The sequence below is a fragment of the Lactococcus sp. bn62 genome (genome assembly GCF_029492705.2).
Classification (GTDB): domain Bacteria; phylum Bacillota; class Bacilli; order Lactobacillales; family Streptococcaceae; genus Lactococcus; species Lactococcus petauri.
This window is the reverse complement of record NZ_CP120417.1, coordinates 2,063,147-2,088,474: the sequence shown is the minus strand read 5'-3', so window position 1 is coordinate 2,088,474 and position 25,328 is coordinate 2,063,147. Positions and strand designations below refer to the sequence as shown.

The 25,328-nt window shown below is 39.4% G+C and carries 28 protein-coding genes and 1 tRNA gene; 25 read left to right on the top strand and 4 right to left on the bottom strand.

Annotated features, from left to right (window positions below):
• The first annotated feature begins 100 nt into the window (after positions 1-100).
• The 3 genes from P3G65_RS10885 to P3G65_RS10875 all read left to right on the top strand — a co-directional run bounded on the left by P3G65_RS10885 (position 101) and on the right by P3G65_RS10875 (position 3,277).
• Positions 101-1,336, top strand: coding sequence for a CHAP domain-containing protein (locus tag P3G65_RS10885; RefSeq protein ID WP_019291478.1), 1,236 nt, complete (start codon positions 101-103; stop codon positions 1,334-1,336).
• Between the two features lie 211 nt (positions 1,337-1,547).
• Positions 1,548-2,678, top strand: coding sequence for a molecular chaperone DnaJ (gene dnaJ, locus P3G65_RS10880; protein WP_029343495.1), 1,131 nt, complete (start codon positions 1,548-1,550; stop codon positions 2,676-2,678).
• Positions 2,679-2,749: 71 nt separating this feature from the next.
• Positions 2,750-3,277 carry a YqeG family HAD IIIA-type phosphatase gene (locus tag P3G65_RS10875; RefSeq protein ID WP_019291480.1) on the top strand — a complete coding sequence of 176 codons (528 nt, stop codon included), beginning with the start codon at positions 2,750-2,752 and terminating at the stop codon, positions 3,275-3,277.
• A gap of 174 nt (positions 3,278-3,451) precedes the next feature.
• Here the strand turns inward: P3G65_RS10875 and zwf are convergent, their stop codons facing one another.
• Complete coding sequence (gene zwf / locus P3G65_RS10870; RefSeq protein WP_019291481.1) at positions 3,452-4,939, bottom strand: glucose-6-phosphate dehydrogenase; 1,488 nt, start codon at positions 4,937-4,939, stop codon at positions 3,452-3,454.
• A 23-nt stretch (positions 4,940-4,962) separates the two neighbouring features.
• Positions 4,963-5,142 carry a hypothetical protein gene (locus tag P3G65_RS10865; protein WP_019291482.1) on the bottom strand — a complete coding sequence of 60 codons (180 nt, stop codon included), beginning with the start codon at positions 5,140-5,142 and terminating at the stop codon, positions 4,963-4,965.
• Between the two features lie 109 nt (positions 5,143-5,251).
• On the opposite strand from P3G65_RS10865, the gene P3G65_RS10860 reads away from it, so the two are divergent.
• The 5 genes from P3G65_RS10860 to P3G65_RS10840 all read left to right on the top strand — a co-directional run bounded on the left by P3G65_RS10860 (position 5,252) and on the right by P3G65_RS10840 (position 7,746).
• Positions 5,252-6,097 carry a sulfite exporter TauE/SafE family protein gene (locus P3G65_RS10860; RefSeq protein ID WP_019291483.1) on the top strand — a complete coding sequence of 282 codons (846 nt, stop codon included), beginning with the start codon at positions 5,252-5,254 and terminating at the stop codon, positions 6,095-6,097.
• Positions 6,094-6,462, top strand: a complete 369-nt coding sequence (locus P3G65_RS10855; RefSeq protein WP_019291484.1) for a DUF1634 domain-containing protein — start codon at positions 6,094-6,096, stop codon at positions 6,460-6,462. The genes P3G65_RS10860 and P3G65_RS10855 overlap by 4 nt, the downstream gene beginning before the upstream one ends.
• 47 nt (positions 6,463-6,509) lie before the next feature.
• A tRNA-Leu gene (locus tag P3G65_RS10850) sits at positions 6,510-6,592 on the top strand.
• A gap of 52 nt (positions 6,593-6,644) precedes the next feature.
• A complete protein-coding gene (locus tag P3G65_RS10845; RefSeq protein ID WP_019291485.1) occupies positions 6,645-6,851 on the top strand; it encodes a hypothetical protein in 207 nt (68 codons plus the stop codon).
• A 10-nt stretch (positions 6,852-6,861) separates the two neighbouring features.
• Complete coding sequence (locus P3G65_RS10840) at positions 6,862-7,746, top strand: NAD(P)-dependent oxidoreductase (protein ID WP_040086946.1); 885 nt, start codon at positions 6,862-6,864, stop codon at positions 7,744-7,746.
• 38 nt (positions 7,747-7,784) lie between these two features.
• On the opposite strand, the gene argS is transcribed toward P3G65_RS10840, so the two are convergent.
• The gene (gene argS / locus P3G65_RS10835) at positions 7,785-9,473 is read right to left on the bottom strand and encodes an arginine--tRNA ligase (RefSeq protein WP_019291972.1); all 1,689 of its coding nucleotides are present in this window, start codon (positions 9,471-9,473) and stop codon (positions 7,785-7,787) included.
• 374 nt (positions 9,474-9,847) lie between these two features.
• On the opposite strand from argS, the gene argR reads away from it, so the two are divergent.
• The 12 genes from argR (at position 9,848) to P3G65_RS10775 (ending at position 21,518) form a co-directional block, all read left to right on the top strand.
• On the top strand, positions 9,848-10,294 hold the full coding sequence (gene argR, locus P3G65_RS10830; RefSeq protein ID WP_019291971.1) for an arginine repressor: 447 nt from the start codon (positions 9,848-9,850) through the stop codon (positions 10,292-10,294).
• On the top strand, positions 10,284-10,625 hold the full coding sequence (locus P3G65_RS10825) for a YlbF family regulator (RefSeq protein WP_019291970.1): 342 nt from the start codon (positions 10,284-10,286) through the stop codon (positions 10,623-10,625). Before argR ends, P3G65_RS10825 begins: the two co-directional genes overlap by 11 nt.
• 109 nt (positions 10,626-10,734) lie before the next feature.
• Positions 10,735-13,242 (top strand): DNA mismatch repair protein MutS, encoded by a 2,508-nt coding sequence (gene mutS, locus P3G65_RS10820; protein WP_284071201.1) that lies wholly within the window; start codon positions 10,735-10,737, stop codon positions 13,240-13,242.
• A gap of 69 nt (positions 13,243-13,311) precedes the next feature.
• Positions 13,312-13,977: a hypothetical protein gene (locus P3G65_RS10815; RefSeq protein WP_019291968.1), complete on the top strand. Its 666-nt coding sequence runs from the start codon at positions 13,312-13,314 to the stop codon at positions 13,975-13,977.
• A gap of 170 nt (positions 13,978-14,147) precedes the next feature.
• Positions 14,148-16,034 (top strand): DNA mismatch repair endonuclease MutL, encoded by a 1,887-nt coding sequence (mutL, locus tag P3G65_RS10810; RefSeq protein WP_019291967.1) that lies wholly within the window; start codon positions 14,148-14,150, stop codon positions 16,032-16,034.
• 19 nt (positions 16,035-16,053) lie between these two features.
• The gene (locus P3G65_RS10805) at positions 16,054-17,016 is read left to right on the top strand and encodes a glycosyltransferase (protein WP_019291966.1); all 963 of its coding nucleotides are present in this window, start codon (positions 16,054-16,056) and stop codon (positions 17,014-17,016) included.
• Positions 17,016-17,606 carry a Holliday junction branch migration protein RuvA gene (gene ruvA / locus P3G65_RS10800; protein ID WP_019291965.1) on the top strand — a complete coding sequence of 197 codons (591 nt, stop codon included), beginning with the start codon at positions 17,016-17,018 and terminating at the stop codon, positions 17,604-17,606. Before P3G65_RS10805 ends, ruvA begins: the two co-directional genes overlap by 1 nt.
• Before the next feature lie 37 nt (positions 17,607-17,643).
• The gene (gene ruvB, locus P3G65_RS10795; RefSeq protein ID WP_019291964.1) at positions 17,644-18,642 is read left to right on the top strand and encodes a Holliday junction branch migration DNA helicase RuvB; all 999 of its coding nucleotides are present in this window, start codon (positions 17,644-17,646) and stop codon (positions 18,640-18,642) included.
• Between the two features lie 96 nt (positions 18,643-18,738).
• Positions 18,739-19,173 (top strand): low molecular weight protein-tyrosine-phosphatase, encoded by a 435-nt coding sequence (locus tag P3G65_RS10790; RefSeq protein WP_284071200.1) that lies wholly within the window; start codon positions 18,739-18,741, stop codon positions 19,171-19,173.
• A gap of 86 nt (positions 19,174-19,259) precedes the next feature.
• On the top strand, positions 19,260-19,625 hold the full coding sequence (locus tag P3G65_RS10785) for a MerR family transcriptional regulator (RefSeq protein ID WP_003133119.1): 366 nt from the start codon (positions 19,260-19,262) through the stop codon (positions 19,623-19,625).
• Between the two features lie 56 nt (positions 19,626-19,681).
• Positions 19,682-21,022 (top strand): type I glutamate--ammonia ligase, encoded by a 1,341-nt coding sequence (gene glnA, locus P3G65_RS10780; protein ID WP_019291962.1) that lies wholly within the window; start codon positions 19,682-19,684, stop codon positions 21,020-21,022.
• 64 nt (positions 21,023-21,086) lie between these two features.
• Positions 21,087-21,518 (top strand): hypothetical protein, encoded by a 432-nt coding sequence (locus P3G65_RS10775; protein WP_019291961.1) that lies wholly within the window; start codon positions 21,087-21,089, stop codon positions 21,516-21,518.
• Here P3G65_RS10775 and P3G65_RS10770 read toward each other — a convergent pair.
• Entirely contained in the window at positions 21,511-21,780 is a 270-nt protein-coding gene (locus tag P3G65_RS10770) for a chorismate mutase (protein ID WP_019291960.1), read from the bottom strand. The genes P3G65_RS10775 and P3G65_RS10770 overlap by 8 nt on opposite strands.
• 139 nt (positions 21,781-21,919) lie before the next feature.
• Here P3G65_RS10770 and P3G65_RS10765 point away from each other — a divergent pair, with 139 nt between their 5' ends.
• From P3G65_RS10765 to dnaX, 5 genes are read left to right on the top strand one after another with little or no spacing between them, the layout of a single operon-like run.
• Complete coding sequence (locus P3G65_RS10765; protein WP_019291959.1) at positions 21,920-22,186, top strand: DUF2089 family protein; 267 nt, start codon at positions 21,920-21,922, stop codon at positions 22,184-22,186.
• Between the two features lies 1 nt (position 22,187).
• Positions 22,188-22,481 carry a hypothetical protein gene (locus P3G65_RS10760; protein ID WP_019291958.1) on the top strand — a complete coding sequence of 98 codons (294 nt, stop codon included), beginning with the start codon at positions 22,188-22,190 and terminating at the stop codon, positions 22,479-22,481.
• A 56-nt stretch (positions 22,482-22,537) separates the two neighbouring features.
• Complete coding sequence (locus P3G65_RS10755) at positions 22,538-23,017, top strand: GAF domain-containing protein (RefSeq protein ID WP_003133125.1); 480 nt, start codon at positions 22,538-22,540, stop codon at positions 23,015-23,017.
• Positions 23,018-23,029: 12 nt separating this feature from the next.
• Positions 23,030-23,650 (top strand): hypothetical protein, encoded by a 621-nt coding sequence (locus P3G65_RS10750; RefSeq protein ID WP_003133126.1) that lies wholly within the window; start codon positions 23,030-23,032, stop codon positions 23,648-23,650.
• 12 nt (positions 23,651-23,662) lie between these two features.
• Complete coding sequence (gene dnaX / locus P3G65_RS10745; RefSeq protein ID WP_019291957.1) at positions 23,663-25,321, top strand: DNA polymerase III subunit gamma/tau; 1,659 nt, start codon at positions 23,663-23,665, stop codon at positions 25,319-25,321.
• Positions 25,322-25,328: the final 7 nt, after the last annotated feature.

Below are 25,328 nucleotides of genomic sequence, written 5' to 3'. Positions count from 1 at the left end.
TTAAATGTAACTGTAATTGATTTGTTACAAAACAGGTGAAGGCACATGATACAATATACTATATTCACCGAACTACCTAGGGAGGCAAATTTAAAATTTTATGAAGAAAAAACTTATTACAGCATTGATGCTCTCGACAGTCGTGCTTACGGCTGGCGCACCTTTTGCTGCCGTAAAGGCTGATTCAACAGATTCAAAAATTGCACAACAAGATTCAAAAATCGCTAATGCAAAGAATGAAGCTGCTAAAGCGCAATCACAAGTTGATTCAATTCAATCACAAGTAAGCACTTTAAAATCAAAGCAAACATCAATGACTAAAAAAGTTAATGAGTTGATGGCTCAACAAAAGGAACAATCACAACAGATTCAAAAGTTGAGTGAGAGTATCAAGGAGCGCAATACTGCCCTTGAAGCTCAAGCACGTAGTGCACAAACTGATGGTTCAGCAACAAACTATATGTCTGCTGTACTAGACTCAAAATCTTTAACAGATGCGATTCAAAAAATGACAGCAATGGCAACTGTTGCTGGCGCTAACAAGTCAATGATTGAGCAACAACAAGCTGACCAAAAAGCTATTCAAACGAAGTTAGCTGATAACCAAAAGAAATATGCTGAAGCAACAAAACTTCAACAAGAGTTAGACGCACAAGCTAATGAGTTGGCGACACAAGAAGCTGCTCTCAAAGTTGCTCAGTTAGACTACCAAGCTACAGTAACTACTGCAGAAGGCAAAAAACAAGATTTATTGAGCCAAAAAGCAGCAGCAGAAAAAGCAGCAGAAAAAGCAGCAGCAGCAGAAAAAGCAGCAGCAGCGAAGTCTGTAGTAGCTCAACAAGAAAAAGCTGTAGCTGCAGCACCTGCAGCTTCTAATCCAGCTCCAGCTGCTAATAATACTGCTGACAATAGCAATTCGTCTACACCATCTACTGGAAATAATACAGGTGGCAATGGTAATTCTTCTAAACCAACGCCAACACCAGATCCAACTCCGATACCAACACCAGATCCAGATCCAGACCCAGGACACAGTGGTACTAACCCTTATCCAGCTGGTCAATGTACTGCATTTGTTTGGGACTACTTTGGTGGTAACATGCCAACATACATGGGAAATGCTGGTGACTGGGTGGCTTATGCAAACAGTGGACCTGCAGCAGGTACAATTGCTGTATTCCCTCCAGGTAATCAAGGCGCAGGCGGCGTAGGACACGTTGCAGTTGTTCTTTCTGTATCTGGTTCAAAAATGACAGTTATTGAAGGAAACTTCAACGGCGGTTGGGGAACAACACGTGAATGTTCAACAGCTGGTGTAAGTTTCATTCGACCATAATTAAATAAAATTTAAATACAAACTACGGTTTGTATTTTTTATCTCTAGGATTTAGCACTCTTTATATAAGAGTGCTAATTTTTTTGCCAAAAGTCATAAAAAATGCTAAAATAGATTATGGTAGAAGTGAATATAGTCTACTTTTAGAGAGTAAGTGGTTGAAAAACCAAGTAAATCTCTAAAAATTCCATGTCAAGAAGGTTTAAATCATATGAATAACACAGAATTTTACGAACGCCTAGGTGTGGATAAAAATGCCAGCCAAGACGAAATTAAAAAAGCTTATCGAAAGATGTCTAAAAAGTATCACCCAGATATTAATAAAGACCCGGGTGCAGAAGACAAGTACAAAGAGGTTCAAGAAGCTTATGAAACTTTAAGTGATGAACAAAAACGTGCCAGCTACGATCAATATGGTGCTGCAGGTGCTAATGGTGGTTTTGGCGGAGGTCAAGGTGGTTTCTCTGGCTTTGACGGTTTCCAAAGTGCAGGCGGCTTTGGCGGTTTTGAGGATATTTTCTCAAGCTTCTTTGGTGGAGGCGGTGGCCAAGCTGATCCAAATGCACCACGTCAAGGAGATGACCTACAATATCGTATCAATTTGACATTTGAAGAAGCTATTTTTGGTGTTGAGAAAGAAATCAAATACCATCGCGAAGAGCTTTGTCACACTTGTGCAGGTTCAGGTGCCAAACCAGGTACTCATGCTGAAACATGTCATAAATGTCATGGACGAGGACAAACACAAGTTATTCGCGACACTCCATTAGGGCGTATGTCAACAAATGTCGTCTGTGATGTTTGTCATGGTACAGGTAAGGAAATCAAATCTCCTTGTCCAACATGTCACGGTACAGGTCACGAAAAATTGGCACACACAGTTAAGGTAAAAGTACCGGCTGGTGTGGAATCAGGTCAACAAATGCGCCTCCAAGGTCAAGGTGATGCTGGGACAAATGGTGGCCCTTACGGTGATCTCTATGTCCGTTTCCAAGTTGCTGCAAGTGATAAGTTTGAACGTGATGGTAGCGAAATTTATTACAAGATGCCATTGAACTTTGTTCAGGCAGCCTTAGGGGATGAGATTGAAGTTCCAACTGTTCACGGTAATGTGAAGTTGAAGATTCCTGCTGGTACGCAAACAGGTACTAATTTCCGACTTAAAGGTAAAGGTGCACCTAAATTACGTGGTAGTGGTCAAGGTGATCAACACGTTGTGATTAATATTGTAACACCAGAAAAATTGAATGATGCTCAACGTGATGCTTTGCGTGAGTTTGCAAAAGCTAGCGGACAAAATGTATCAGAACAGAAAAAAGGATTTTTCGATAAATTTAAATAAAAAAGCTGTCGTTAGACAGTTTTTTTGTTTATCAATTAGGTAAATGCTGCTGTATTTGGTATAATGTTTTTATGAAACTTGTGAATTATAAACCAGACTATCTTCTAGAAGCTGTGTATAACTTGGATGTGGAAAACTTAAAAAAGCGAGATATTCGAGGAATTATGGTGGACTTAGATAATACACTTATTGCTTGGAATAATCCCGATGGAACACCCGAATTGCATCAATGGCTACAAACAATGCGTACAAATGGTATAAAGGTTATTGTTGTCTCAAATAATAAACATGACCGTGTCAAACGTGCGGTAGCTAAGTTTGATGTTGATTTTGTTTCGCGTGCGATGAAACCTTTTGCTTGGGGAATAAATAAAGCCTTAGTTAAACTTAACGAACGACCGGACCATGTCATTATGGTTGGTGACCAATTAATGACAGATATTCGAGCTGCACACCGTGCTGGGGTTCGCAGTATTCTTGTGAAACAATTGGTAGAGTCTGATGGTTGGAGTACCAAGTTTAACCGCTGGCGTGAACGCCGTGTGTGGAAAAAGTTGATTCGGAAATACGGCTATCCTAAATGGAATACAAGATTATAACTCTGCAGAGGCAGAGTTATTTTCTATTATTGGACTTTTCCTGAGGTTTTCCACTGTATTGTTCTACTTATCCCAAGTTTTCCACAGTTTTACACACCTTATTCACAAAAATGTGGAAAACTGTGAATAAATGTGTGGAAAAAAAGAAACCTCAATGAAGTTTCTTTTTTTTATTTACATTAAACCGCGTTCTTTATACCATTGATCAGGTTGCCAGATCCACTGTCTTCCATCTTTTTTGAGAAGTTCAAAGGCTTCCTGTGGTCCCATGCTTGCTGCTGGGTATTTCGGAAGATCTTGATGCGCTTCATCCCATGCTTGGCGGATAACATCAATAAGTTCCCAAGAACGGGAAACTTCTTCCCAGTGGGAGAAGTTAGTGCCATCACCATGTAAAACGTCAAGCAAGAGTTTTTCATAAGCTTCAGGAGAATTTCCTAAAATTGCTGCATCATGACGGTAGCCCAATTTGATAGGCGCGATATTGAATCCTTGGCCAACTTCTTTCCCATTAATTGTAAGGGAGAAACCTTCAGTAGGTTGGATATAAATGGTAAGGATGTTTTCCCCAAGATCTGTATCAAAAATATTATTAGGGTCTTGTTTGAAAACAATGTTAATTCGTGTTCCTTTTTCTGTCAGACGTTTTCCACTACGTACGTAGAAAGGAACACCAGCCCAACGGTCATTATCAATAAGGAATTTTCCAGCGACAAAAGTTTCTGTGTTAGAATCTGGAGCTACAGAGGGTTCAGAACGATAATCTACAAAGTTCTTACCGTCAATCTTACCCTCAATATATTGTCCAGGGATGAAAGCTTCAAGCGCTTCTTGTTTGGAATATTTACGAATGCTATGAAGGGCCTTAACCTTTTCGTTCAAAATGTTTTTTTGTGTAAAAGTTTGAGGCTTTTCCATAGCCAGTAAAGCCAAAACTTGAAGCACATGATTTTGAATCATATCCTTGAGCGCGCCGCTCGTTTCGTAATAACCACCGCGATCTTCAACGCCAATACTTTCAGCAAAAGTAATCTGTATATTATCGATGTGGTCCTTGTCCCAGATGGATTCAAACATTTGGTTGGCAAAGCGGATAGCCGAAACGGATTGAATCATTTCTTTTCCGAGATAGTGGTCAATACGGAAGGTTTGATCTTCTGAAAAGACATCTTTAAGTGCAGTATTCAGTTCTTGAGCTGTTTCCAAATCACTTCCGAAAGGCTTTTCGATAATCACACGTTCAAAACCTTTACCTGTCAGAATCTTTTCTGATTTGAGGTGGTTAGCAATGATTGAGAAAAATTGTGGCGCCATAGCCAGATAGAAAACTTGGTTGCAAGCAGTATTATACTTTTCTCGGAGTTCATCTCCGAGCTCCTTGAGGGCATGATAGTGACTGCTGTCATTTACATCATGGCTTTGATAGTAGAAGTGGCTCGAGAAGTCATTGAGTTCTTCTTGGTCACTGCTTAAACCAGCTAAAGATTCCATAACGATTTGGCGATAATACTCATCGGTCCATGGGCGACGAGCAGTACCAATCACTGCAAAATTTTCTGCAATTTCGCCTTTTTTATAAAGTTGGAAAAGGGCGGGATAAAGTTTCCGTTTTGCGAGGTCACCAGTAGCCCCGAACATGGTAAAAAGTACTTGTTTACTCATAAGTCTCTTCTTTCTATTGATTATCAAACATCATTTTCAGCATAGTCGATATAAGTATCAACATAATCCAGATAGTCTTTATTTAACTGGGTCTTTATATCTTGATACTCAGCTTCAGTATAATCACGCTCAGCAATTTTAGCACGATAAAAAGGTAAGTTTAATTCTTTTTGAAGTCTCTCTTCAAGCTCTTTACGATTCATAATGATTTCCTTATATGAGAAAAATTTACTACTAAGAAAATTATATCACAAAAATATCTTTGCGCCCTCCAACTGAGATTCTTTCGAATGAAAGTGATAGAATAGGAATATGTCTTTATTAACTTTTACACTTTGCATGCTCATACTTGGCGTTGTTGCCGGTATTGTAGGAAGCATTTTAGGTCTCGGTGGTGGAATTATCATCACACCGATTATTACCTCTTTTTTTGGGGTTGATATAAAATATGCAATCGGTGCAAGTATTGTCGCTGTTATTGCAACGAGTTCAGGTGCTGCCATTTCTTATTTGAAAGATGATCTGGTTAATGTTCGGGTCGCCATGTTTTTAGAAATTTTTACCACAATTGGTGGATTACTAGGAGCGATTTTGGCCGGACTGTTTAATGCTGCGGTATTAAATATACTTTTTGCTTGTTTATTGATTTTTCAAGCCTATAATATGTGGCGTAAGCTACATCAAGGTGAAAAAGTCTTGCAAAATGTTACCTCAGACAAATGGGCAGAAAAGATGAAGCTTAATTCTTCTTACTTTGATAAGCAAACAGGAAAAGAGGTCGCTTATCAAGTGGAAAAAGTCCCAGCTGGTGCATCGATTATGTTTGGTGCAGGAATAGCTTCAGGACTTTTAGGAATAGGTTCGGGGGCATTTAAGGTTTTAGCTATGGATACAACGATGAAAATGCCATTAAAACCGTCAACTGCAACCTCAAATCTCATGATTGGGGTAACTGCAGCAGCTTCAGCGACGGTCTACTTCTTTAACGGCTATGTTGATCCGTCCTTAGCAGGACCTTTAGCGATAGGAATTGTAGCTGGCGCAGCTATTGGTTCGCGTATTATGCCACATTTGCCTGCTCGGACGATTCGCTTGATATTTATTCCTGTAATTGGTCTTATGGCTTTACAAATGATACTTAAAGGACTTGGTTTATGACGGAAGAAAAAGAAAAATTACTTGAAATTGAACTCAGAATAGGAAAAATTTTAAGAGCGGGTGTATTTATTAGCTCGGCAATTATCATTATTGGTTTAATTATGTTTGTTTTCACGGGGCATTCTGGTTACCCAGGGACGACTTATCCTCGAGGCTTGTCGGAAATTGCAGAGGGGCTTGTCGCTTTTAAAGCCTTCGCTTGGCTTATGACTGGTCTGTTTCTTTTGATTTTAACACCTGTCCTTCGGGTAGTTGCTTCTATTTTTGCCTTTGCAAAAGAAGGTGATAAAATGTATGTCATTATTACGATGATGGTACTCGCTGTATTGATTATAGCTATCCTTTTAGGGCATACAGGTGCGTAAGCTATTTCTTGCAAAACACTATTGAAACTGGTATTATAGGTAGTGCTGGGGGAGTGGTGGAATGGCAGACACGCATGCTTCAGGTGCATGTGCTCGTAAGGGTGTGGGGGTTCAAATCCCCTCTCCCCCATAACCAGTTACAATCTCGCTTAGGCGGGATTTTTTATTTAAGAGGTGAAGATATGGCAAGAAGATTGACAAAAGAAGAGCTACAGGAGCGTATAGATGAAAATCCCCTCCGTGCTCTAGCAAGTATAGGAGAGGAAGTGGGTTTAACACGTGTTGGGATTGAAAAATTGCTGAAAAGCTATAAATTAGAAGATTATCGTAATCAAAAGATTAAAGCCTTACGTCGAACAGTAGCAAGGCAAAGAAGATTGAACAAATAAAGGAGAAATCATGGCAAAAATCGGATTTATCGGTACAGGAGTAATGGGCGCAGCAATGGCAGGTCATCTACTTGATGCAGGCAATGAACTGTATGTTTATAATAGAACAAAAGCAAAAACTGATTCTTTAGTAGCGCGTGGAGCAACTTACTGCGCGACACCGCAAGAAATTGCAGAAGTAACGGATATTGTTTTTTCTATTGTAGGCTATCCCAAAGATGTTCGCGAAATTTATTTCGGCGAAAAAGGTGTATTTAAGGCAGATGTACACGGCACGTTTTTGGTGGATATGACGACATCAGAGCCGGCTTTGGCTCAAGAGATTTATCATGCTGCAAAAGAAGCGGGAGCTTCGGCTTTAGATGCTCCGGTATCGGGAGGTGATATTGGGGCAAAGAATGCCAGCTTAACAATTATGGTAGGTGGTGAGGAAGAAGCCTATGAACATCTCTTGCCTTACTTTGAAGCTATCGGCAAAACGATTACACGTCAAGGAGCAGCAGGAGCGGGTCAACATACCAAAATGGCCAACCAAATTGCTATTGCAGGAACGATGACTGCAATGACAGAGCTGATGGTTTATGCAGATAAAGCTGGTTTAGATGTGGAAAAAGTTCTTCAAACAGTAGGAGGAGGCTCGGCAGCTACTTGGTCAATGACTAATTATGCACCGCGTATTTTACGTGAGGACTTTAGTGCGGGTTTCTTCGTTAAACATTTTATTAAAGATTTAGGAATTGCTTTAGCTGAGGCTGAAAAAATGGGAATTGAACTTCCTGCCACAGCAGGAGCGAAAAAACTTTATGATCGTTTAGCAGAAGAAGGATATGAAAATGATGGCACTCAGGCGCTGATTAAACTTTGGTGGCCAGAAGGCGTGAGACCGAATAAATAAAAAAATAGACCATGTGGTCTATTTTTTTATTTGAAAACTTACATTTCCTCTGGTGCTTCCACACCAAGCAGACGCAATGCTTCTTTTAAGACAAGAGAAGTTGCATTAGCAAGTGCTAAACGTGCTTGAAGCCCTTCGTTGTCCTCAAGGATACGTACATGTGCATAATATTTGTTAAAAGCTTGTGCCAAGGAAATTGAGTATTTCGCAATGATAGAAGGTTCATACTTATCGGCAGCACGTTTAACAATGTTACCAAAGTCTTGGAGTAGCTTCACAATTTCCCAAGCTTCAGCTGGTGTCTCTTCAACATTGACTGGTTGCGGTACATAGTTTGCTTTACGTAAGATTGAACGGATACGTGCATACGCATATTGTACGTAAGGGCCAGTCTCACCTTCAAATGAAACCATTTCTTCAAGGTTGAAGTCATAACCATTGTTACGGTCGGTTTTTAAGTCGTAGAACTTCACGGCACCCACCCCAACTTGTTGTGCAACACGCTCTTTGTTTGGCAAGTCAGGATTTTTATCGTTGATTTGCTTCAAAGCACGTTCTACCGCTTCGTCAAGTGTTGTTTCTAACTTAACAACGTGACCTTTACGTGTTGAGAATTTTTTCCCGCCTTGCGTTACCATACCGAAGGACACGTGTGTCATGTTGTCTGACCAGTCATAACCGGCTTCCTTGAGTACTGCCTTTAATTGTTTGAAGTGGTTTTGTTGCTCGCCACCAACAACATAAAGTGATTTTACAAAATCAAAAGTTGCTTTACGGTACATTGCTGTTGCTAAGTCACGTGTAATGTATAATGTTGCACCGTCAGTTTTTTTAATCAAGGCTGGGTTGAGGTTGTATTTTTCGAGGTCTACAACCATCGCACCTTTAGATTCGTGCATTAAGCCTTTAGATTCTAGGTCTTCAACAACGGCATCCATCTTATCAGAGTAGAAAGATTCACCTGTAAAGTGATCAAACTCAATGCCTAATTTACCGTAAATACGGTTAAATTCAATCAAGCTGACATCAGAGAACCATTTCCAGATGCGAAGGGCTTCCTCGTCACCTTGTTCCATTTTAAGGAACCAAGCGCGACCTTCTTCGTCTACCGCGGGATCTTCTTTAGCTTCGGCATTGATTTGTACATAAAGCTTCAATAACTCATCGATTGGATTGGCAGTAATTGTCGCTTCATCACCGTATTTTTTATAAGCAGTGATCAAGAGACCAAACTGTTTGCCCCAATCTCCCAAGTGATTGATTTTGATTGTATTGTAACCAATCTTTTCATAAATTTTTGAAAGCGAGTCTCCGATAACAGTTGAGCGCAAATGACCAATAGAAAAAGGCTTGGCAATATTTGGAGCCGACATGTCAATAGGAACATTAGCACCATGACCGATATTTTGGTCGCCATAGTCTTCTTTTTCAGTGATAACTTCGTTGATAACTGCTGTGGCAACAGCTTTTTTGTCAAGGAAGAAATTCACGTAAGGACCGGTAGCAACTACTTTATCAAAGCCAGTAGCATCAATGTTCTCAGCGATTTCACCAGCGATGATTTGTGGGGCTTTGCGCAAAGTCTTGGCTAAACTGAAAGCTGGAAATGCGATATCGCCCATTTCTGATGATTTTGGTTTTTCAAGCAAATTTTCGATTTGTTCGAGTTCAAGCGCACCATCGAGTACGGCGAACAAAGATTTTGCTGCTAATAGTTTTTCATTCATGGAATAATTATACCATAATAGAAATAAAAAAGTATAGTGCTTATTGTGTTAAATTTTAAGCTTTATGAGTGAAGTGAGCCAAATAAATTATAGGATAAGGAGCATTCTTTTTTAGAGATGTTTTTTTGTGTGATGTGTTGAATTTACGGACTGAAAAAATTATAAAAGATATATTTTGTATTTTTATACACTTTTGATTAGAAAGTGGAATGGTTGAAGCAAGGAAGAGGTCTCTTTATTCATTGGTGTTATGGGGATAGGTGCATATATTTTTATCCTAAGAGGTAAAATATGTATAAATAATAATTTAAAATAATGACAAATGTACCTTCATTCCTGTATTTTGTTGAGTATTTTTATGCTATAATGAGACTATGAAAAGAGAAGAACGATTAAATTTAATTAAACAAATTATCTCTGAAAATAAGATTGCGACACAGGAAGAGCTTCAAAGTGTCCTAGAATCTAGAGGGGTAAAGATTACGCAGGCGAGTCTGTCACGTGATATTCGTGAGCTGCATATTATTAAAAAGCGTGAAGACGGTAAGAGCTTTTATGTTTTTTTGACAGAGCTTAACTCGCCTTCACAATCTTTGCTGCAACAATATCTGACTAACTTTGTACTGAAAGTTGATGTTGCCAGTGTTAATGTAGTTGTACACACGCATCTGGGTGAGGCAGATCTTTTGGCGAATGCTTTTGATGATGAGCAACGCCCAGAAATTTTAGGGACTTTGGCTGGTGCAGATACTTTACTGCTCATTTGTAAGGATGAAGCGGCTGCAGAAAGCTTAGCCTTGGAGATTGAAGATGCCTTATAATGCAAGTAAAGAAAAATTGATTGCACATATTCTTGATTTGGATTATGTTAAGGCTTTTCAAAAAGCAGAAAATACCTTACAGGAAGAAAGAGAGCTGTTTGAGCAACAAAGTAAAATGAAGGAGCTGCAGAAGGAAGCCGTTCTCTATCAAAAAATAGGTAAAATACAGGCCTTTAAAGAAACATCTAATGCAGCACAAAAGATACACAAGTCTTTAAAAAACGATCCCTTAGTTGAGGATTATCTTTTAAAAATGCAGCCTGTTGATGCTCTTTTGAATCATGTAACAGGTGAAATTGAAAGTAAAGTTAATGAAGCTTTAGGACATTAGGTCGCTAGGAGAAGGATCTTGTGTCCTTTTTGTTTTTACCTACAAGCTTAAGCTGGCTTTTTGTATGTTATAATAGAAGCAAACAATTTTCAAAAGAAAGAAGAATTATATGTCTGAAAAAATTTCACCAGGAATGCAGCAATATCTTGATATCAAAGCTGATTATCCGGATGCTTTCTTGCTCTTTCGTATGGGAGATTTTTACGAGCTTTTTTATGAAGATGCGGTGAATGCAGCCCAAATTTTAGAATTGTCTCTGACTTCGCGCAATAAGAATGCAGAAAATCCGATTCCGATGGCAGGTGTTCCTCACCATTCAGCAGATCAATATATCGAGCAGCTTGTGAATTTAGGCCATAAAGTTGCCGTGGCAGAGCAAATGGAAGACCCTAAAACAGCTGTCGGTATTGTCAAACGTGCCGTCACTCAAGTTATCACACCAGGAACAGCTGTTGATGTGGGCTTAACAACGGAAAATAACTTTTTGGTGGCCTTGGATAAAGCTTCTGAAACATTTTCCTTGGCTTATATGGATCTATCTACAGGCGAATTTAAAGCAACACAGTTCTCTGATTTTTCAGCAGCCCTCAGTGAGATATCATCTCTAAAGGCACGTGAGATTGTCGTCGGTTATGAGCTATCAGATGATGACAGGAAAGTCTTTGAAAAACAGTTGAACGTGATGGTTTCAGAGCAATACGAGTATGAAGACGTTGCTTCCACACTTACTCCTTTGGAAAATCAAGTGGCTTCAAAGCTCTTGGCCTATGTTAATCGCACTCAGTTACGGGATTTAAGTCACTTACAGGAAGTGGAACACTATGAAATAAAAGACTTTCTGCAAATGGACTTTGCAACGAAATCTTCTCTAGAGTTAACCGCAAATAAACGCGAAGGAAAAAAACATGGGACACTCTATTGGTTGCTTGATGAAACCAAAACAGCTATGGGCACACGTTTACTCCGTAACTGGGTAGATCGTCCGTTGATTTCTGCCAGCGCAATCAATAAACGTGCGGATATTGTACAACTTTTCGTGGACAATTTCTTTGAACGGGCAGATTTGATTGAGGCTCTAAAGGGAGTTTACGACCTTGAGCGCTTGGCTTCCCGTGTGTCCTTTGGTAAAGTTCTTCCCGTGGATTATTTACAGTTAGAAAATTCCTTATCTAATGTCCCAGGCATTAAAAATGTTTTACTGACCATGAACAATCCAGCCCTAGAACCCTTGATCTCTCAACTGGATGAAATTCCAGAGCTTATCTCCTTGATACGTCAGGCAATAGATGAATCGGCGCAACGTGTCATAACTGAAGGGGGTGTCATTAAGTCAGGTTATAATGAGCAACTGGACAAGTATCGCGAAGCTTTAACAAATGGTACCTCGTGGATAGCAGAGTTGGAAGCGAAAGAAAAAGCCGACACCGGAATCTCGACATTAAGAATTGATTTTAACCGCAAAGATGGTTATTATTTCCATATTACGCAGAGGCAGCTTGGTAGTGTTCCTGACCACTTTTATCGTAAAGCCACGCTGAAAAATTCAGAGCGTTTTGGCTCAAAAGAGTTGGCTGAAATCGAAGAAATTATGCTTGAGGCACGTGAAAAATCAAGTATTTTAGAATATGATCTTTTTGCGCAAGTACGTACAGAAACTGAACAATATATCTCGCGCCTGCAGAAATTAGCAAAAGCAATTGCCAGTATCGACTGTTTGCAAAGCTTAGCGACTGTTGCCGAAAAATATCAGTATATCCGTCCAATTTTTACTCCAGAACGTAAGGTTAACATTATAAAAGGGCGTCATCCTGTGGTTGAGAGCGTTCTTGGGGCACAAGAATATGTCCCCAATGACATTAAGTTACCGGACCAAACCGCAATTCAACTCATCACTGGGCCAAATATGTCTGGTAAATCAACTTACATGCGTCAATTTGCGATGATTGTTATTATGGCACAGCTAGGTTCTTTCGTACCAGCTGAGGTTGCTGAACTTCCAATATTTGATGCGATTTTTACACGTATTGGTGCAAGTGATAATCTAATCTCAGGAGAGTCGACCTTTATGGTAGAAATGATGGAAGCCAATCATGCTATACAACATGCTACGCCGCATTCTTTAATTATTTTTGATGAACTTGGACGAGGCACTGCAACCTATGACGGAATGGCTTTGGCGCAGTCGATTATTGAGTATATTCATGATAATATTCATGCTAAAACACTCTTTGCGACGCATTATCATGAGTTGACGGAGTTGGCAGATAATCTTAAGGAGTTAGAAAATGTTCACGTTGCCACCTTAGAAAAAGGCGGTGATGTGACTTTCCTGCATAAGATTACGGAAGGACCAGCAGACAAATCCTATGGTATTCATGTGGCTAAAATTGCAGGATTGCCAACAAAATTACTTGAACGTGCCGATATTATTTTACAAAAGTTGGAGAATAAGCCTGTGATGAGCAAGGCACCCGAAGTTGAAAAAGAGCAATTGAGCCTTTTCACTTTTGAAGATAACCATCAAGAGTTGATTGAGATGCTAAAAGAAACGAATGTCGATAATATGACAGCACGCGAAGCTTTGAACTTTTTATGGAATCTCAAAGACAGGCTGTAAGATTTGGTTTTTAATAGTAAAATTGTTAGAATAAAGTGAATAAATATAGAAGTGTTAAAAGGAGAGTGTATGGCGGAAGATAAAGATAAAATCGTAGAAACACCTGAAGTCCCCGAAGTTGAAACTATGGAAGAAGATGGTGTTGGCGTAACTCCTGAAGGTAAACAGGAAGAAACACTTATAGTATCAGAAATAGAGCGCTCTGTCTCGCCTGTTTCGGAGCCTGTGGAAATCGTGGAAACTACAATTGAAGAAGAGGTTGCAGCTCCCGATGTAGCATCCAAAGACGAGATTCTTCCTGAAAAAGAAGAAACTGAAGCACCTCAAGTTTCTCCATTTGATTATGCAGATGAGCCATTTTTGGCAGACAACCGTGTCAAATCAGGAATAACTCCAAAATGGAACTGGGGTGCAATGGCTATGCCCGTCTTCTTTGGTGTAGCTAATCGCTCTTATCTCGGTTTGCTCAGTTTACTTGTATGTATTCCTTGGCTTGGCTGGATTTTTGGTATTGTTTGGGCTATTGTTTTCGGTATTAATGGAGAACGTTGGGCTCTACAAAATCCAGACAATCGCTACCGTGATGAAGAAGAGTTTCGTAAGGTTATGGACGGTTGGAATCGTGCCGGATTAGTTGCCTTTATCATTGGTGCAGTAGTTATCGTACTTCTCTTGCTTTTCTTTATGATTCTTGGCGCAGCTATATTCAGTAACATGGATCAGCTTCAGTATTAAAATAGATTAATGAAGTGATAATATGAGAGACCTCTCCGGTGTATTTCAGGAGAGGTTCTCTTTGTTGTCAAGAAACTCTTCAGCTTTCAAATTTCTCTCTTTAAAATATGCTATAATAAGTACTGACTATGAAAAAGAGAAACAGTCGCTTGATGCGGAGGTCTGAATAAGTGGGAAAAATAATCGAACTTGATGAATCACTTGCTAATCAGATAGCAGCTGGTGAAGTGGTAGAACGGCCTGCTAGCGTTGTAAAAGAATTAGTAGAAAACTCAATTGATGCCGGTGCAACGCGTATCATTGTGAAAATTCAAGAGAGTGGTTTACGACTCATTGAAGTGATTGACAATGGAACGGGGATTGAAAAAGAAGATGTTGCTAAGTCTTTGAAGCGGCACGCAACCAGTAAAATCAAAAATAAAGCGGATTTGTTTAAAATCCGTACTCTTGGATTTCGGGGAGAAGCGATGCCTTCAATTGCTTCAGTCAGTGAATTTTCTATTGAGACAAGTGTGACAGATGAAGAGTCAGGCACACGCTTGATTAGTCATGGTGGAAAAGTGGACACATTAGAAGCAATTGCCCAAAGAGAAGGGACCAAGGTTACTGTACAAAATCTTTTCTACAATACGCCGGCACGCTTAAAATATATTCGTTCCTTGCAAGCAGAACTTAGCCACATTACGGATGTCATTAATCGTCAAAGTATGGCTCATCCCGAGATTTCTTTCACACTGATCAATGAAGGCAGAGAATTGATGAAAACGGCGGGAAATGGTGATCTACGTCAGGTTATTGCCAGTGTTTACGGCCTTTCAACTGCCAAAAAAATGTTAAAAGTAGAAGCGGAAGATTTAGATTTTACGATTTCGGGATACGTGAGTTTGCCTGAGCTAACACGCGCTAACCGTAATTACATTACCTTGATGATAAATGGCCGCTTCATCAAAAATTTCTTGCTAAACCGTGCAATCCTTGAAGGATACGGTAACCGTTTGATGGTGGGGCGTTTTCCTATTGTTGTGCTTTCTATTGAGATTGATCCGCAATTAGCCGATGTTAATGTGCACCCGACGAAACAAGAAGTACGCTTATCAAAAGAGCGTGAACTAATGCGTTTGATTACAGAAGCTATTCAAAGTGTTTTTGTAGAGCAAACTTTAATTCCTGATGCATTGGAAAACCTTAATTCACGGCGGGCGAAAGTAGAGGAACAACCAGAAGTTACAAGTGAGAGCAAAACAACAAACCTTTATTACGATAAGGTAAGTCAGGATTTCTTTGTGAATAAGACTCAGGTACATGAGGAGTACAGCATGCCTCAGGAGAAGGTTGTTCCTCCAGATGAAGCCCGCACACCTTCTATTTTCGAAGAAACTGTGATCGAAGAAAAACAACAGGCTGAAAGCCCAGAGAAAATAGAAGAAAAAACGGCCTTTCCTGATTTGGAATATCTGGCACAACTGCATGCTACTTACCTGCTTTGCCAAGCGCAAGATGGACTTTATATTATTGATCAACATGCCGCCCAAGAGCGGATAAAATATGAATATTGGCGCGATAAAATTGGTGAAGTAAGCATGGACCAACAAATTTTACTGGCCCCTTACATTTTTAGTCTACCTAAGAATGATTTTTTGATGTTTTTAGATCGAAAATCTATTTTGGAAGAAGCAGGATTGTTCCTTGAAGAATATGGAGAAAATCAATTAATTCTACGTGAGCATCCCACTTGGCTTCAAGAAAATGACTTAGAAGAAACAGTTTATGAGATGATTGATGAAATCCTTTTGACAAAAGAATTCTCAGTCAAAAAATATCGACATGATTTAGCAACAATGGTGGCATGTAAGAGTTCGATTAAGGCAAACCATCCGCTTGATGTTGAATCAGCGCGGGCATTAGTCAAAGAACTTGCTACTTGTGAGAACCCTTACTCTTGTGCGCATGGACGTCCAACAATTGTCCATTTTAATGGCGGAGACTTAGAAAAAATGTTCCGACGCCGTCAAGAAACACATCTTTCCAAAGCCGCAAGTTGGAAGAATATAAATTAAAAATAGGAAAAGAAGAAAAATGACAACTTTATACATGGTAGTCCCTTGTTACAACGAAGAATTGGTACTTGATGAAACATCACGCCGCCTTGAAGAGAAATATGCAGCTTTGAAGCAAGCTGGCAAGATTGATGAAAAAAGCCGTGTTGTTTATGTTAATGATGGTTCGCGAGACAGTACCTGGGAAAAAATTCAAGAAAAACATGCGGCCAATCCGATGTTTAGTGGTATCAATCTCTCACGCAACAGAGGGCATCAAAATGCGCTCTTGGCAGGTTTGATGCAAGTTAAAGACTTAGCAGATGCCGTTATTTCAATGGATGCGGACTTACAGGACGATATCAATGCGATTGATGCGATGCTTGAAGAGTACGAAAAAGGTTACGAAGTAGTTTATGGCGTACGTGATAATCGTGACACAGATACGGCATTTAAACGCCGTACAGCTATGGCTTTTTATGGCTTGATGAAGAAACTAGGCAGTGAATCTGTGCCCAATTCGGCAGACTTTCGCCTGATGAGCAGTCGCGCCTTAAATGGTTTAGCTGAGTATGAGGAAGTAAACCTCTTTTTACGTGGCATGGTCCCTCTTGTGGGATATAAATCAACAAATGTTTACTATAAACGTGGGGAACGTTTTGCAGGGGAAAGTAAGTACCCTCTCAAAAAGATGGTGAGTTTTGCGATTGATGGTATTACTTCAACTTCAGCAACACCGATGCGCTTTATTTTCTGGACTGGATTGACTATGTTCCTTCTTGCTTTTGTAGCTGGAATTTATGTTGTAGCGCGTCATTTCATCGGAGGCTTTCCAACGACTGGTTGGGCCTCAATCATGGTTGCTATTATTGGTCTGGGTGGAATTCAACTCTTGGCTCTTGGGATTATTGGTGAGTATATTGGTAAGATCTTCCTCGAAGTTAAAGCACGCCCACGTTTTATTATCCAAGACTTTATTAACACAGAAGGTGATGAGGACTAATGTACGAATACTTCCAAGGCAAGTTAGTTAAAATTACACCAACATATATCGTTGTTGATGTCGCAAGTATTGGCTATCTCATCAATGTAGCAAATCCTTATGCTTGGTCGCATATGATGAACCAAGAGATTAAAATATATGTGCACCAAGTGATTCGGGAAGATGCACATAGTTTATATGGCTTTATGGATGATGCAGAGAAAGCTTTGTTTTTACGTTTGATTAGTGTATCAGGCATTGGACCAAAATCTGCCTTAGCAATCATCGCTGCAGATGATAATGTGGGTCTTGTTCATGCGATCGACAACAGCGATATCAAGTATTTGACGAAATTTCCAGGTGTCGGTAAAAAGACAGCGATGCAGATGGTTCTGGATTTAGCTGGTAAGTTTGATGCTACGACTTCAGCTGAAATAGTCAAAACTACGGCTAAAAATGAAAATCTAGCTCTTATTGAAGCGATTGAAGCTTTGCAAGCCCTAGGCTATAAAGCAACCGAGCTTAAGAAAATTCAGAAGAAACTTGAAGTTGAATCTGGATTGACCAGTGAAGAGTATATCAAAGCCGCCCTTAAATTAATGATGAAATAAAATCCGTACAATACGGATTTTTGTTATAATAAAAACAATGAACGAAAACTTATCACCAACACCACTTGAAGATGAAATGATGGTTGAGAAGTCTTTAAGGCCTCAATTTTTCAATCAATACATCGGTCAAGACAAGGTTAAAGAACAACTTGAAATATTTATCAAAGCAGCAAGACTACGTGAAGAAGTACTGGATCACGTGCTTCTTTTTGGCCCTCCCGGATTAGGTAAAACAACCATGGCCTTTGTTATTTCGAATGAGCTGGGGGTGAATATCAAACAAACATCGGGACCAGCAATTGAAAAACCAGGTGACTTGGTCGCTATCTTAAACGAACTTGAGCCAGGAGATGTCCTTTTTATTGATGAAATCCACCGTATGCCTATGCAAGTAGAAGAAGTTCTTTACTCTGCCATGGAAGACTTCTATATTGATATCATGCTCGGATCTGGCGATGGCAGTCGCTCAGTTCATTTGGATTTGCCGCCTTTTACATTAGTGGGGGCAACAACGCGAGCTGGGATGCTTTCCAATCCTCTGCGTGCGCGTTTTGGAATTTCAGCTCATATGGAATATTACACTGAACGTGACTTGGAGGAAATTGTCAAACGGACAGCGGATATATTTGAAGTGGAGATTGTGGATCAAGGAGCGCTTGAGATTGCATTGCGAAGCCGAGGCACACCACGTATCGCAAATCGCCTGCTGAAGCGCGTTCGAGATTTTGCACAAATTATGGGTGACGGTCGCGTAGATAAAGAAATCACAGATAAAGCACTTCAGATTTTAGATGTGGATAATGCGGGACTTGATTATATTGACCAAAAAATCTTACGCACAATGATCGAAATGTATAATGGAGGTCCTGTAGGTTTAGGAACGCTAGCGGTTAATATAGCAGAAGACCAAGAGACTGTTGAAGATATGTATGAGCCTTATCTGATTCAAAAAGGGTTTATCATGAGAACTAAGCAAGGGCGTAAAGCGACACCCAAAGCTTATGAACATTTGGGCTATCCTTATCAAGAGAAATAAAAAATACTCCGTATGGAGTATTTTTTATATGTCTTACTTAAGTAAATTTCCATTATATGATATTTTTTATGCTCATAGCTGTGCTATAATGAAGATATGGAAAAAATAGTATTTGTCTGCTTAGGTAATATTTGTCGAAGTCCCATGGCTGAGTTTGTCATGAAGGACTTAGTTGAAAAAGAGGGGAAAAATTTCGAGGTGGAAAGTAGAGCCACATCGAGCTGGGAACACGGGAATCCCATCCATCCAGGGACACGTTCTCTTTTAACTACGTATGGCATCCCATTTGATGCTGCCAAAGGGAGCCAACAAATCTCACGGGAAAATTTCCAATATTTTGATCAAATTATTGCAATGGATGAATCTAACAAAGAAAATTTAGAGAAAATGGCTCCTGCAGATCAAAAATATAAAATAAAAATGCTTTTGAATAAATCAGTCCCAGATCCTTGGTATACGGGAGATTTTGAGGAAACTTATCGCTTGGTAAAAGAGGGTTGTTTAAATATTTTAGAAAATAATGGCAATTGATGTTATATGATGTGACATAAACCTTTGACAAGAGATAAAACTAGGTTTATAATATGGCCATAGAGTTGAAGTTGAGGAGATGACGGGTGAAAGAACGTGAATTGAGACACTCCCTAGCAGTGCTACCTATTGGTACTGTTATGAAACTAACAGGATTGAGTGCAAGACAAATTCGCTATTATGAGGAACAAGGTTTACTTTTTCCAGAGCGTAACGAAGGTAACCGTCGGATGTACTCTCTTAATGATATTGAGATTGTTTTTGATATTGCTGATTTACTGTCGGAAGGCAATAATATCGCTGATATTAAGCGTATCTATGCTCAAAGACAGAAAAAAGCTATGAAAAATCTCTCTATCAGTGAAGTACATCTTGCTTTAGAACGTGAATTTGCACAGCAAGGACGCTTCGGACATCCAACATCAACTCATTTTAACCAGCCGCGTATGTAATAAAAACTTACATCAAAGAAATTGAAGCATCGTTTATTCTTAAAAGGAGCCGTATTATGGGAATCACAGCAGCAAACATCCGTCGTGATGTCAAAGAAAAAAATATTAAGTTTCTACGTCTAATGTTTACCGATATTTTAGGAACACTTAAAAACGTAGAAGTTCCAGCAACTGATGAACAGTTAGACAAACTTTTTGACAACAAGATGATGTTTGATGGCAGTTCAATTGAAGGCTTTGTCCGCATCAATGAATCAGATATGTACCTCTATCCAGATTGGGACACATGGATTATCTTCCCTTGGGGAGATGAGTACGGAAAAGTAGCTGGCGTTATCTGTGATGTTTATACAGCAGAAGGACAACCTTTCCCAGGAGATCCACGTGGCGTATTGAAACGTAATCTTAAAAATATGGAAAAATTAGGCTTTAAAAAATTCAATCTTGGTCCAGAACCTGAATTTTTCCTCTTCAAGCTTGATGAAAATCAAGAACCAACACTGGAAGTAAACGATAAAGGTGGATATTTTGATCTCGCACCGACCGACTTGGCAGGAAATACACGTCGCGAAATCGTAAATGTCCTTACTGACCTTGGTTTTGAAGTAGAAGCAAGCCACCATGAAGTAGCTGTTGGGCAACACGAGATTGACTTCAAGTATGCCGATGCATTGAAAGCTTGTGACAATATTCAAATCTTTAAACTTGTGGTAAAAACAATCGCACGTAAACATGGTTTACACGCAACCTTTATGGCCAAACCTAAGTTTGGTATTAATGGATCTGGTATGCACTGCAACATGTCGCTCTTCACAGAAGATGGGCAAAATGCTTTCTATGATGAAGCAGGTGATATGGGACTTTCGGAAGCTGCAAACTACTTTATTGGCGGTTTGCTCAAGCACGCTTATAACTATACAGCCATCACTAACCCAACAGTTAACAGCTACAAACGTTTAGTGCCCGGATATGAAGCACCAGTTTACATTGCCTGGGCTGGTCGTAACCGCTCACCGCTAATTCGCGTACCAGCATCCCGTGGTATGTCTACACGTGTCGAGCTTCGTTCAGTAGATCCATCAGCCAATCCTTACTTGACAATGGCTGTTCTCCTTGCCTCTGGTCTTGATGGGATTGAAAATAAAATCGCCGCACCAGAAGCTGTTGAAGCGAATATTTATGTAATGACCGAAAGTGAACGTAAAGCACATGGTATTACAGACTTGCCGTCGACTTTACACAATGCTGTGAAGGCACTACGTGAAGATGAAGTAGTAACAGCTGCCTTAGGTGAGCATGTTTTGGTTAACTTTGTGGAAGCTAAAAAAATCGAATGGGCGAGCTATGCACAATTTGTAAGTCAATGGGAAATCGATAACTATTTGGAACTTTACTAAAAGAGATAAGCATCTTTAAGATGCTTTTTTTGAATTTTTATACTAAAAAGACTAAACTATACATATGGATATAAAAGAAAATTTAAAAAATATTATAGATAAATTAGACTATGGACAGGTTGCAAAACTTGCAATGTTGGAGAGAGGAGCTTATGCAGTATCTGGACCGCAGGAAGCAGCTGCTGATGGTGACCTGTTTGAGGACTTTGCATCCAAATACTTGTCGGAGAATGAAGATTTGACGGTTGTTAATCGCAAAGACCCAGAAGTTGCACTTCAACCAGAAGATTTTGAGGTATTGCTTGATCAACTGAAAGCTCCTCAACATATCATTTTCGTAGAATGTCTTGAATTAGGTACAACTGAAATTAAGGGCTTTTTGAATACTCTACTCTCGGCTGGTTTAATCGAAAGTAGCAAGGTAGTTCTCTTGGACTTGCCACAATTAGAATATATGGCATTACGTTCAAGTATGAAAGGAAAAATCGCTATTTAAAGCGATTTTTTTCTTGATATTCTCGGGAACGTTTCATAATTTCTTTATAGATAGAGTGGATAGCTGGCTCGTATTGGAGTTTCTCTGTCTTTTTTTTTATCTTTTCGAGAATAAAGTATTCTCGATCCGCATCGTAGACATTTTTATTTTCTTCTGCCTTAGCTGTGATTACCTCGTCAACCAAGGACATGCGTCTTTCTAAAAGCGCAATAATTTGATCGTCTAGTGCATCAATTTCTTTACGGGTTTTTTCTAAAGTCATATTTTTATTATGACACAAAAGCTTCTGGAGGACAATTTTTAAATAAAAAAAGCAATCTACATTTATTAAAATGAAAAAGTTTGTCTTTCGACTTTAATAATGTTAAACTTTAATAAATAATATTAAGGTTGGAGAAATTATGGATTGGTTTTTTAATCTGGAAGATGAAGAACAAGAATTTATCAAACAATTTATTTTTGCATCGGGTTCTTTGAAAGAGTTGGCCAGGTATTATGGGGTGAGTTATCCTACAGTGCGGTTGCGTGTAGACCGTTTAATTGAGAAAATTGCTCTGAATGACACTAAAAAGGATTCCTTTGAAGTGAGTATTATGCAAATGGTTATTGATGAAAAAGTGAGTCTGAGCAGTGCAAAAGAGATTATAAGAAAACATAGGGAGATTTGAGATGAATCATTTAATGGATATAGCAATAATTGGAGTCATTATCGCATTTCAGACATTAGCGGGTTATAGGGAAAATAAGTACTTGGGTGCCATACTTCCGCTTGCTTTCTTGGCCGCTGTAGGTGTTTTCTTATACAGAGGTGCTCTCGGGTTTAATTTTAAAGATATTGTGATGCCCTTTGTTGGACTCTTTGTCTTAATCATGCTGTATGAAGGAGGAAAAGAGTCAAGAAAAAGCAAGATAAATAAAGAGTTAGAGAAAATGAAAGCCAAAGATATTTCAAAAAGAAAATAAGAGATAATTTAACCGCAAGTATTGACTCTATTGTGGGTTAAGTTTATAATTATAAGATGAATAAAAGCGAAAAAATTGAAGGATATGAACTCCTTAACCTACAATTGAAAGGTTTACTTTCAACACAAAACTATACATTGTCAAATCTCTCCAACGCATCAGCTCTTCTTAATGACTTCTTGCCTAATCAAGTCTTTGCAGGGTTTTATTTGTACAACGGCGAACAACTTATTTTAGGTCCTTTTCAAGGTGGGGTTTCTTGTGTCGAAATAAAGTTAGGCGCTGGAGTATGTGGTGAAGCCGCAGAAAAACGCCAAACATTGATTGTTGACAATGTTAAAGAACATAAAAACTATATTTCTTGTGACAGCCGAGCACTGTCAGAAATTGTAGTACCGATTATTAAAGATGGCGAATTAAAAGGAGTTTTAGATTTGGATGCTTCAGAAACTTCCTTTTATGATGATGTCGATCAAAAATATCTTGAAGAATTTTGCCACATTTTGTCAGATATGACTGATTGGAAATTTTTTTGAGCGAGGTAAACAATGAAGGAAACAGTAAATAACTTTATAGCAGATAAATTTGGTACCAGTGAGGTGAAGCCTGTAGGTTTTAATGCTTTGGCTCAACCTAAAGCATTTGCTCAAGATTTGGGTAACTTTGTGTATCAGTTGCACCAATTAGAAGCAACGGGAGCCGAAAGCCCAGCCTTAATGTTGCCGGTCATCGAAGCTGAATTTTTGACACTGTTGGATCAAATGAAAAGAATTGCACCTGTAGAAGGTCTGCGCTTGTATTGGGATAAAGCTTCTAAAAATCCATGGACTAAGCCCGCGGTCGTGTTACATGGGGATTTGAACTTAGATACCGTGTGGAAGATGGCCGACAAATTTTCGGGAGTGGCTGAAACAACAGCTTCCATAGTTGGCGATCCAGCCTGTGATTTGACTATTGCATGGGAAATATTTGATGAGAAACAAAGAAAGATATTTTTCTCCGCCGCTGAAGCCGATAAGGCAACAGTCATCCGCGCTCGCGTTTGGGCTATTTACAAGGCAATGAAAAATTATAACGCTGCCGATATTGATCAGTCTATACTGGCGCGTGATGTTCTTTTCCGAATCAATGAAGAGCTCGGTCTTGGCGCAGAGCCAGACCTTTATTAGAAGGAATGAAAAATGGCTTACCAAGCTTTATATAGAAAATACCGTAGTCAAAGATTTGATGAGATGGTTGGCCAAGAAGTGGTGGCCACAACCTTAAAGAATGCTATCGTTAATGGGCAGATTTCCCACGCTTATCTTTTTAGTGGTCCACGTGGGACAGGAAAAACTTCCGCGGCAAAAATTTTTGCCAAAGCAATTAACTGTCCTAATCAGAAAGAGGGAGAGCCTTGTAACACTTGTGATATTTGTCAAGCTATTACCCAAGGCAGCCTTGAAGATGTGATTGAACTTGATGCTGCTTCGAATAATGGGGTTGACGAAATCCGTGAGATTCGAGATAAATCAACCTATGCAGCCAGTCGCGCAACTTATAAGGTTTATATTATCGATGAGGTTCATATGCTTTCAACGGGAGCATTCAACGCTTTACTGAAAACCTTGGAAGAGCCTACAGATAATGTTGTCTTTGTTTTAGCAACAACTGAGCTTCAAAAAATTCCGGCAACAATTATTAGTCGTGTGCAAAGATTTGCTTTTAAAGCTATCACAACAAATGATATTCGTCAGCACTTAGCAGAAGTTTTAGCTGATGAGAAGATTGAGTTTGAAGATGCGGCACTTGATGTCATTGCAAAATCTGCCGAGGGAGGAATGCGTGATGCCTTGAGTTTATTGGATCAGGCCTTAAGTTTTTCTGATGGCAAGCTTGCAGAGAAGGATGCTCTTTTAGTGACAGGCTCCATTGCCAATGAAGCGCTTGTCTCTTATGTTGCAGCATTGATCGCTTCAGATGGACCAACTGCACTTGATGCTTTGGAGAAAATCTTTCTTGAAGGTAAAAATATGTTACGTTTTACGGAAGATCTCTTAACTTATTTCCGTGATTTGCTTTTGCGGGAAAATAATGAAATCCCACGACCTCGTCTTTACCAATGGATCAATATTGCGATTGAGTCTCTGAAAATTATTAAAGAAACAACACAGAGTAAAATTGCTGCTGATGTGATGACGATGCGTCTTGTAGATGCAGGTGCTTATTCTTCTGCGGAAGATAAGGAAGTTCCGGAAAGTTTGAACCATGAGCTTCAGGCTTTAAAAGCAGAAGTTGCAGAGCTAAAAGCTAAAGTGGCAGAAACGGGCAGCCAAACGGTGGTATCCACTGTCAGTCAAGAAGTTCAAATTAAGCAGCAAGTGAAAACGAAAACAGTCACCGAAAAGTACACTGTAAATCAAGATTTGGTTTTTAAAGCTTTAAAGGAAGCGACCAACGAAGCTCGTCAAGCAGTTTTTGGTGCATGGCCTGAGATTGTTTCCAGCTTTACCAAACCTTCAGACCGTGCCTTAATCAATAATACTGCCCCCGTGGCAGCCTCAAGCAATTTTGTGGTAGTTACTTTTCCTCATGGTAATTTAGCAAAGCGTGTTACGGAAAATGAAAACCTACAATTAACTTTTGGCAATTTAATGTCATCAATATTGGGATTTTCGCCTGAGATTATTGCTTTAGCAGAGCAAGATTGGCAGGCTGTACGTCAAGAGTATGTCTTAAGCCTTAAAAAAGGGGAGCAGCATGTTACAAAAGATACGGAATCTGAGCCAGAAGAAGAAGAAGTTCTTGTAAGTAAGGCCAAAGAATTTTTTGGTGAAAAAGTGAAGATAATCAACGACTAAAAAAACG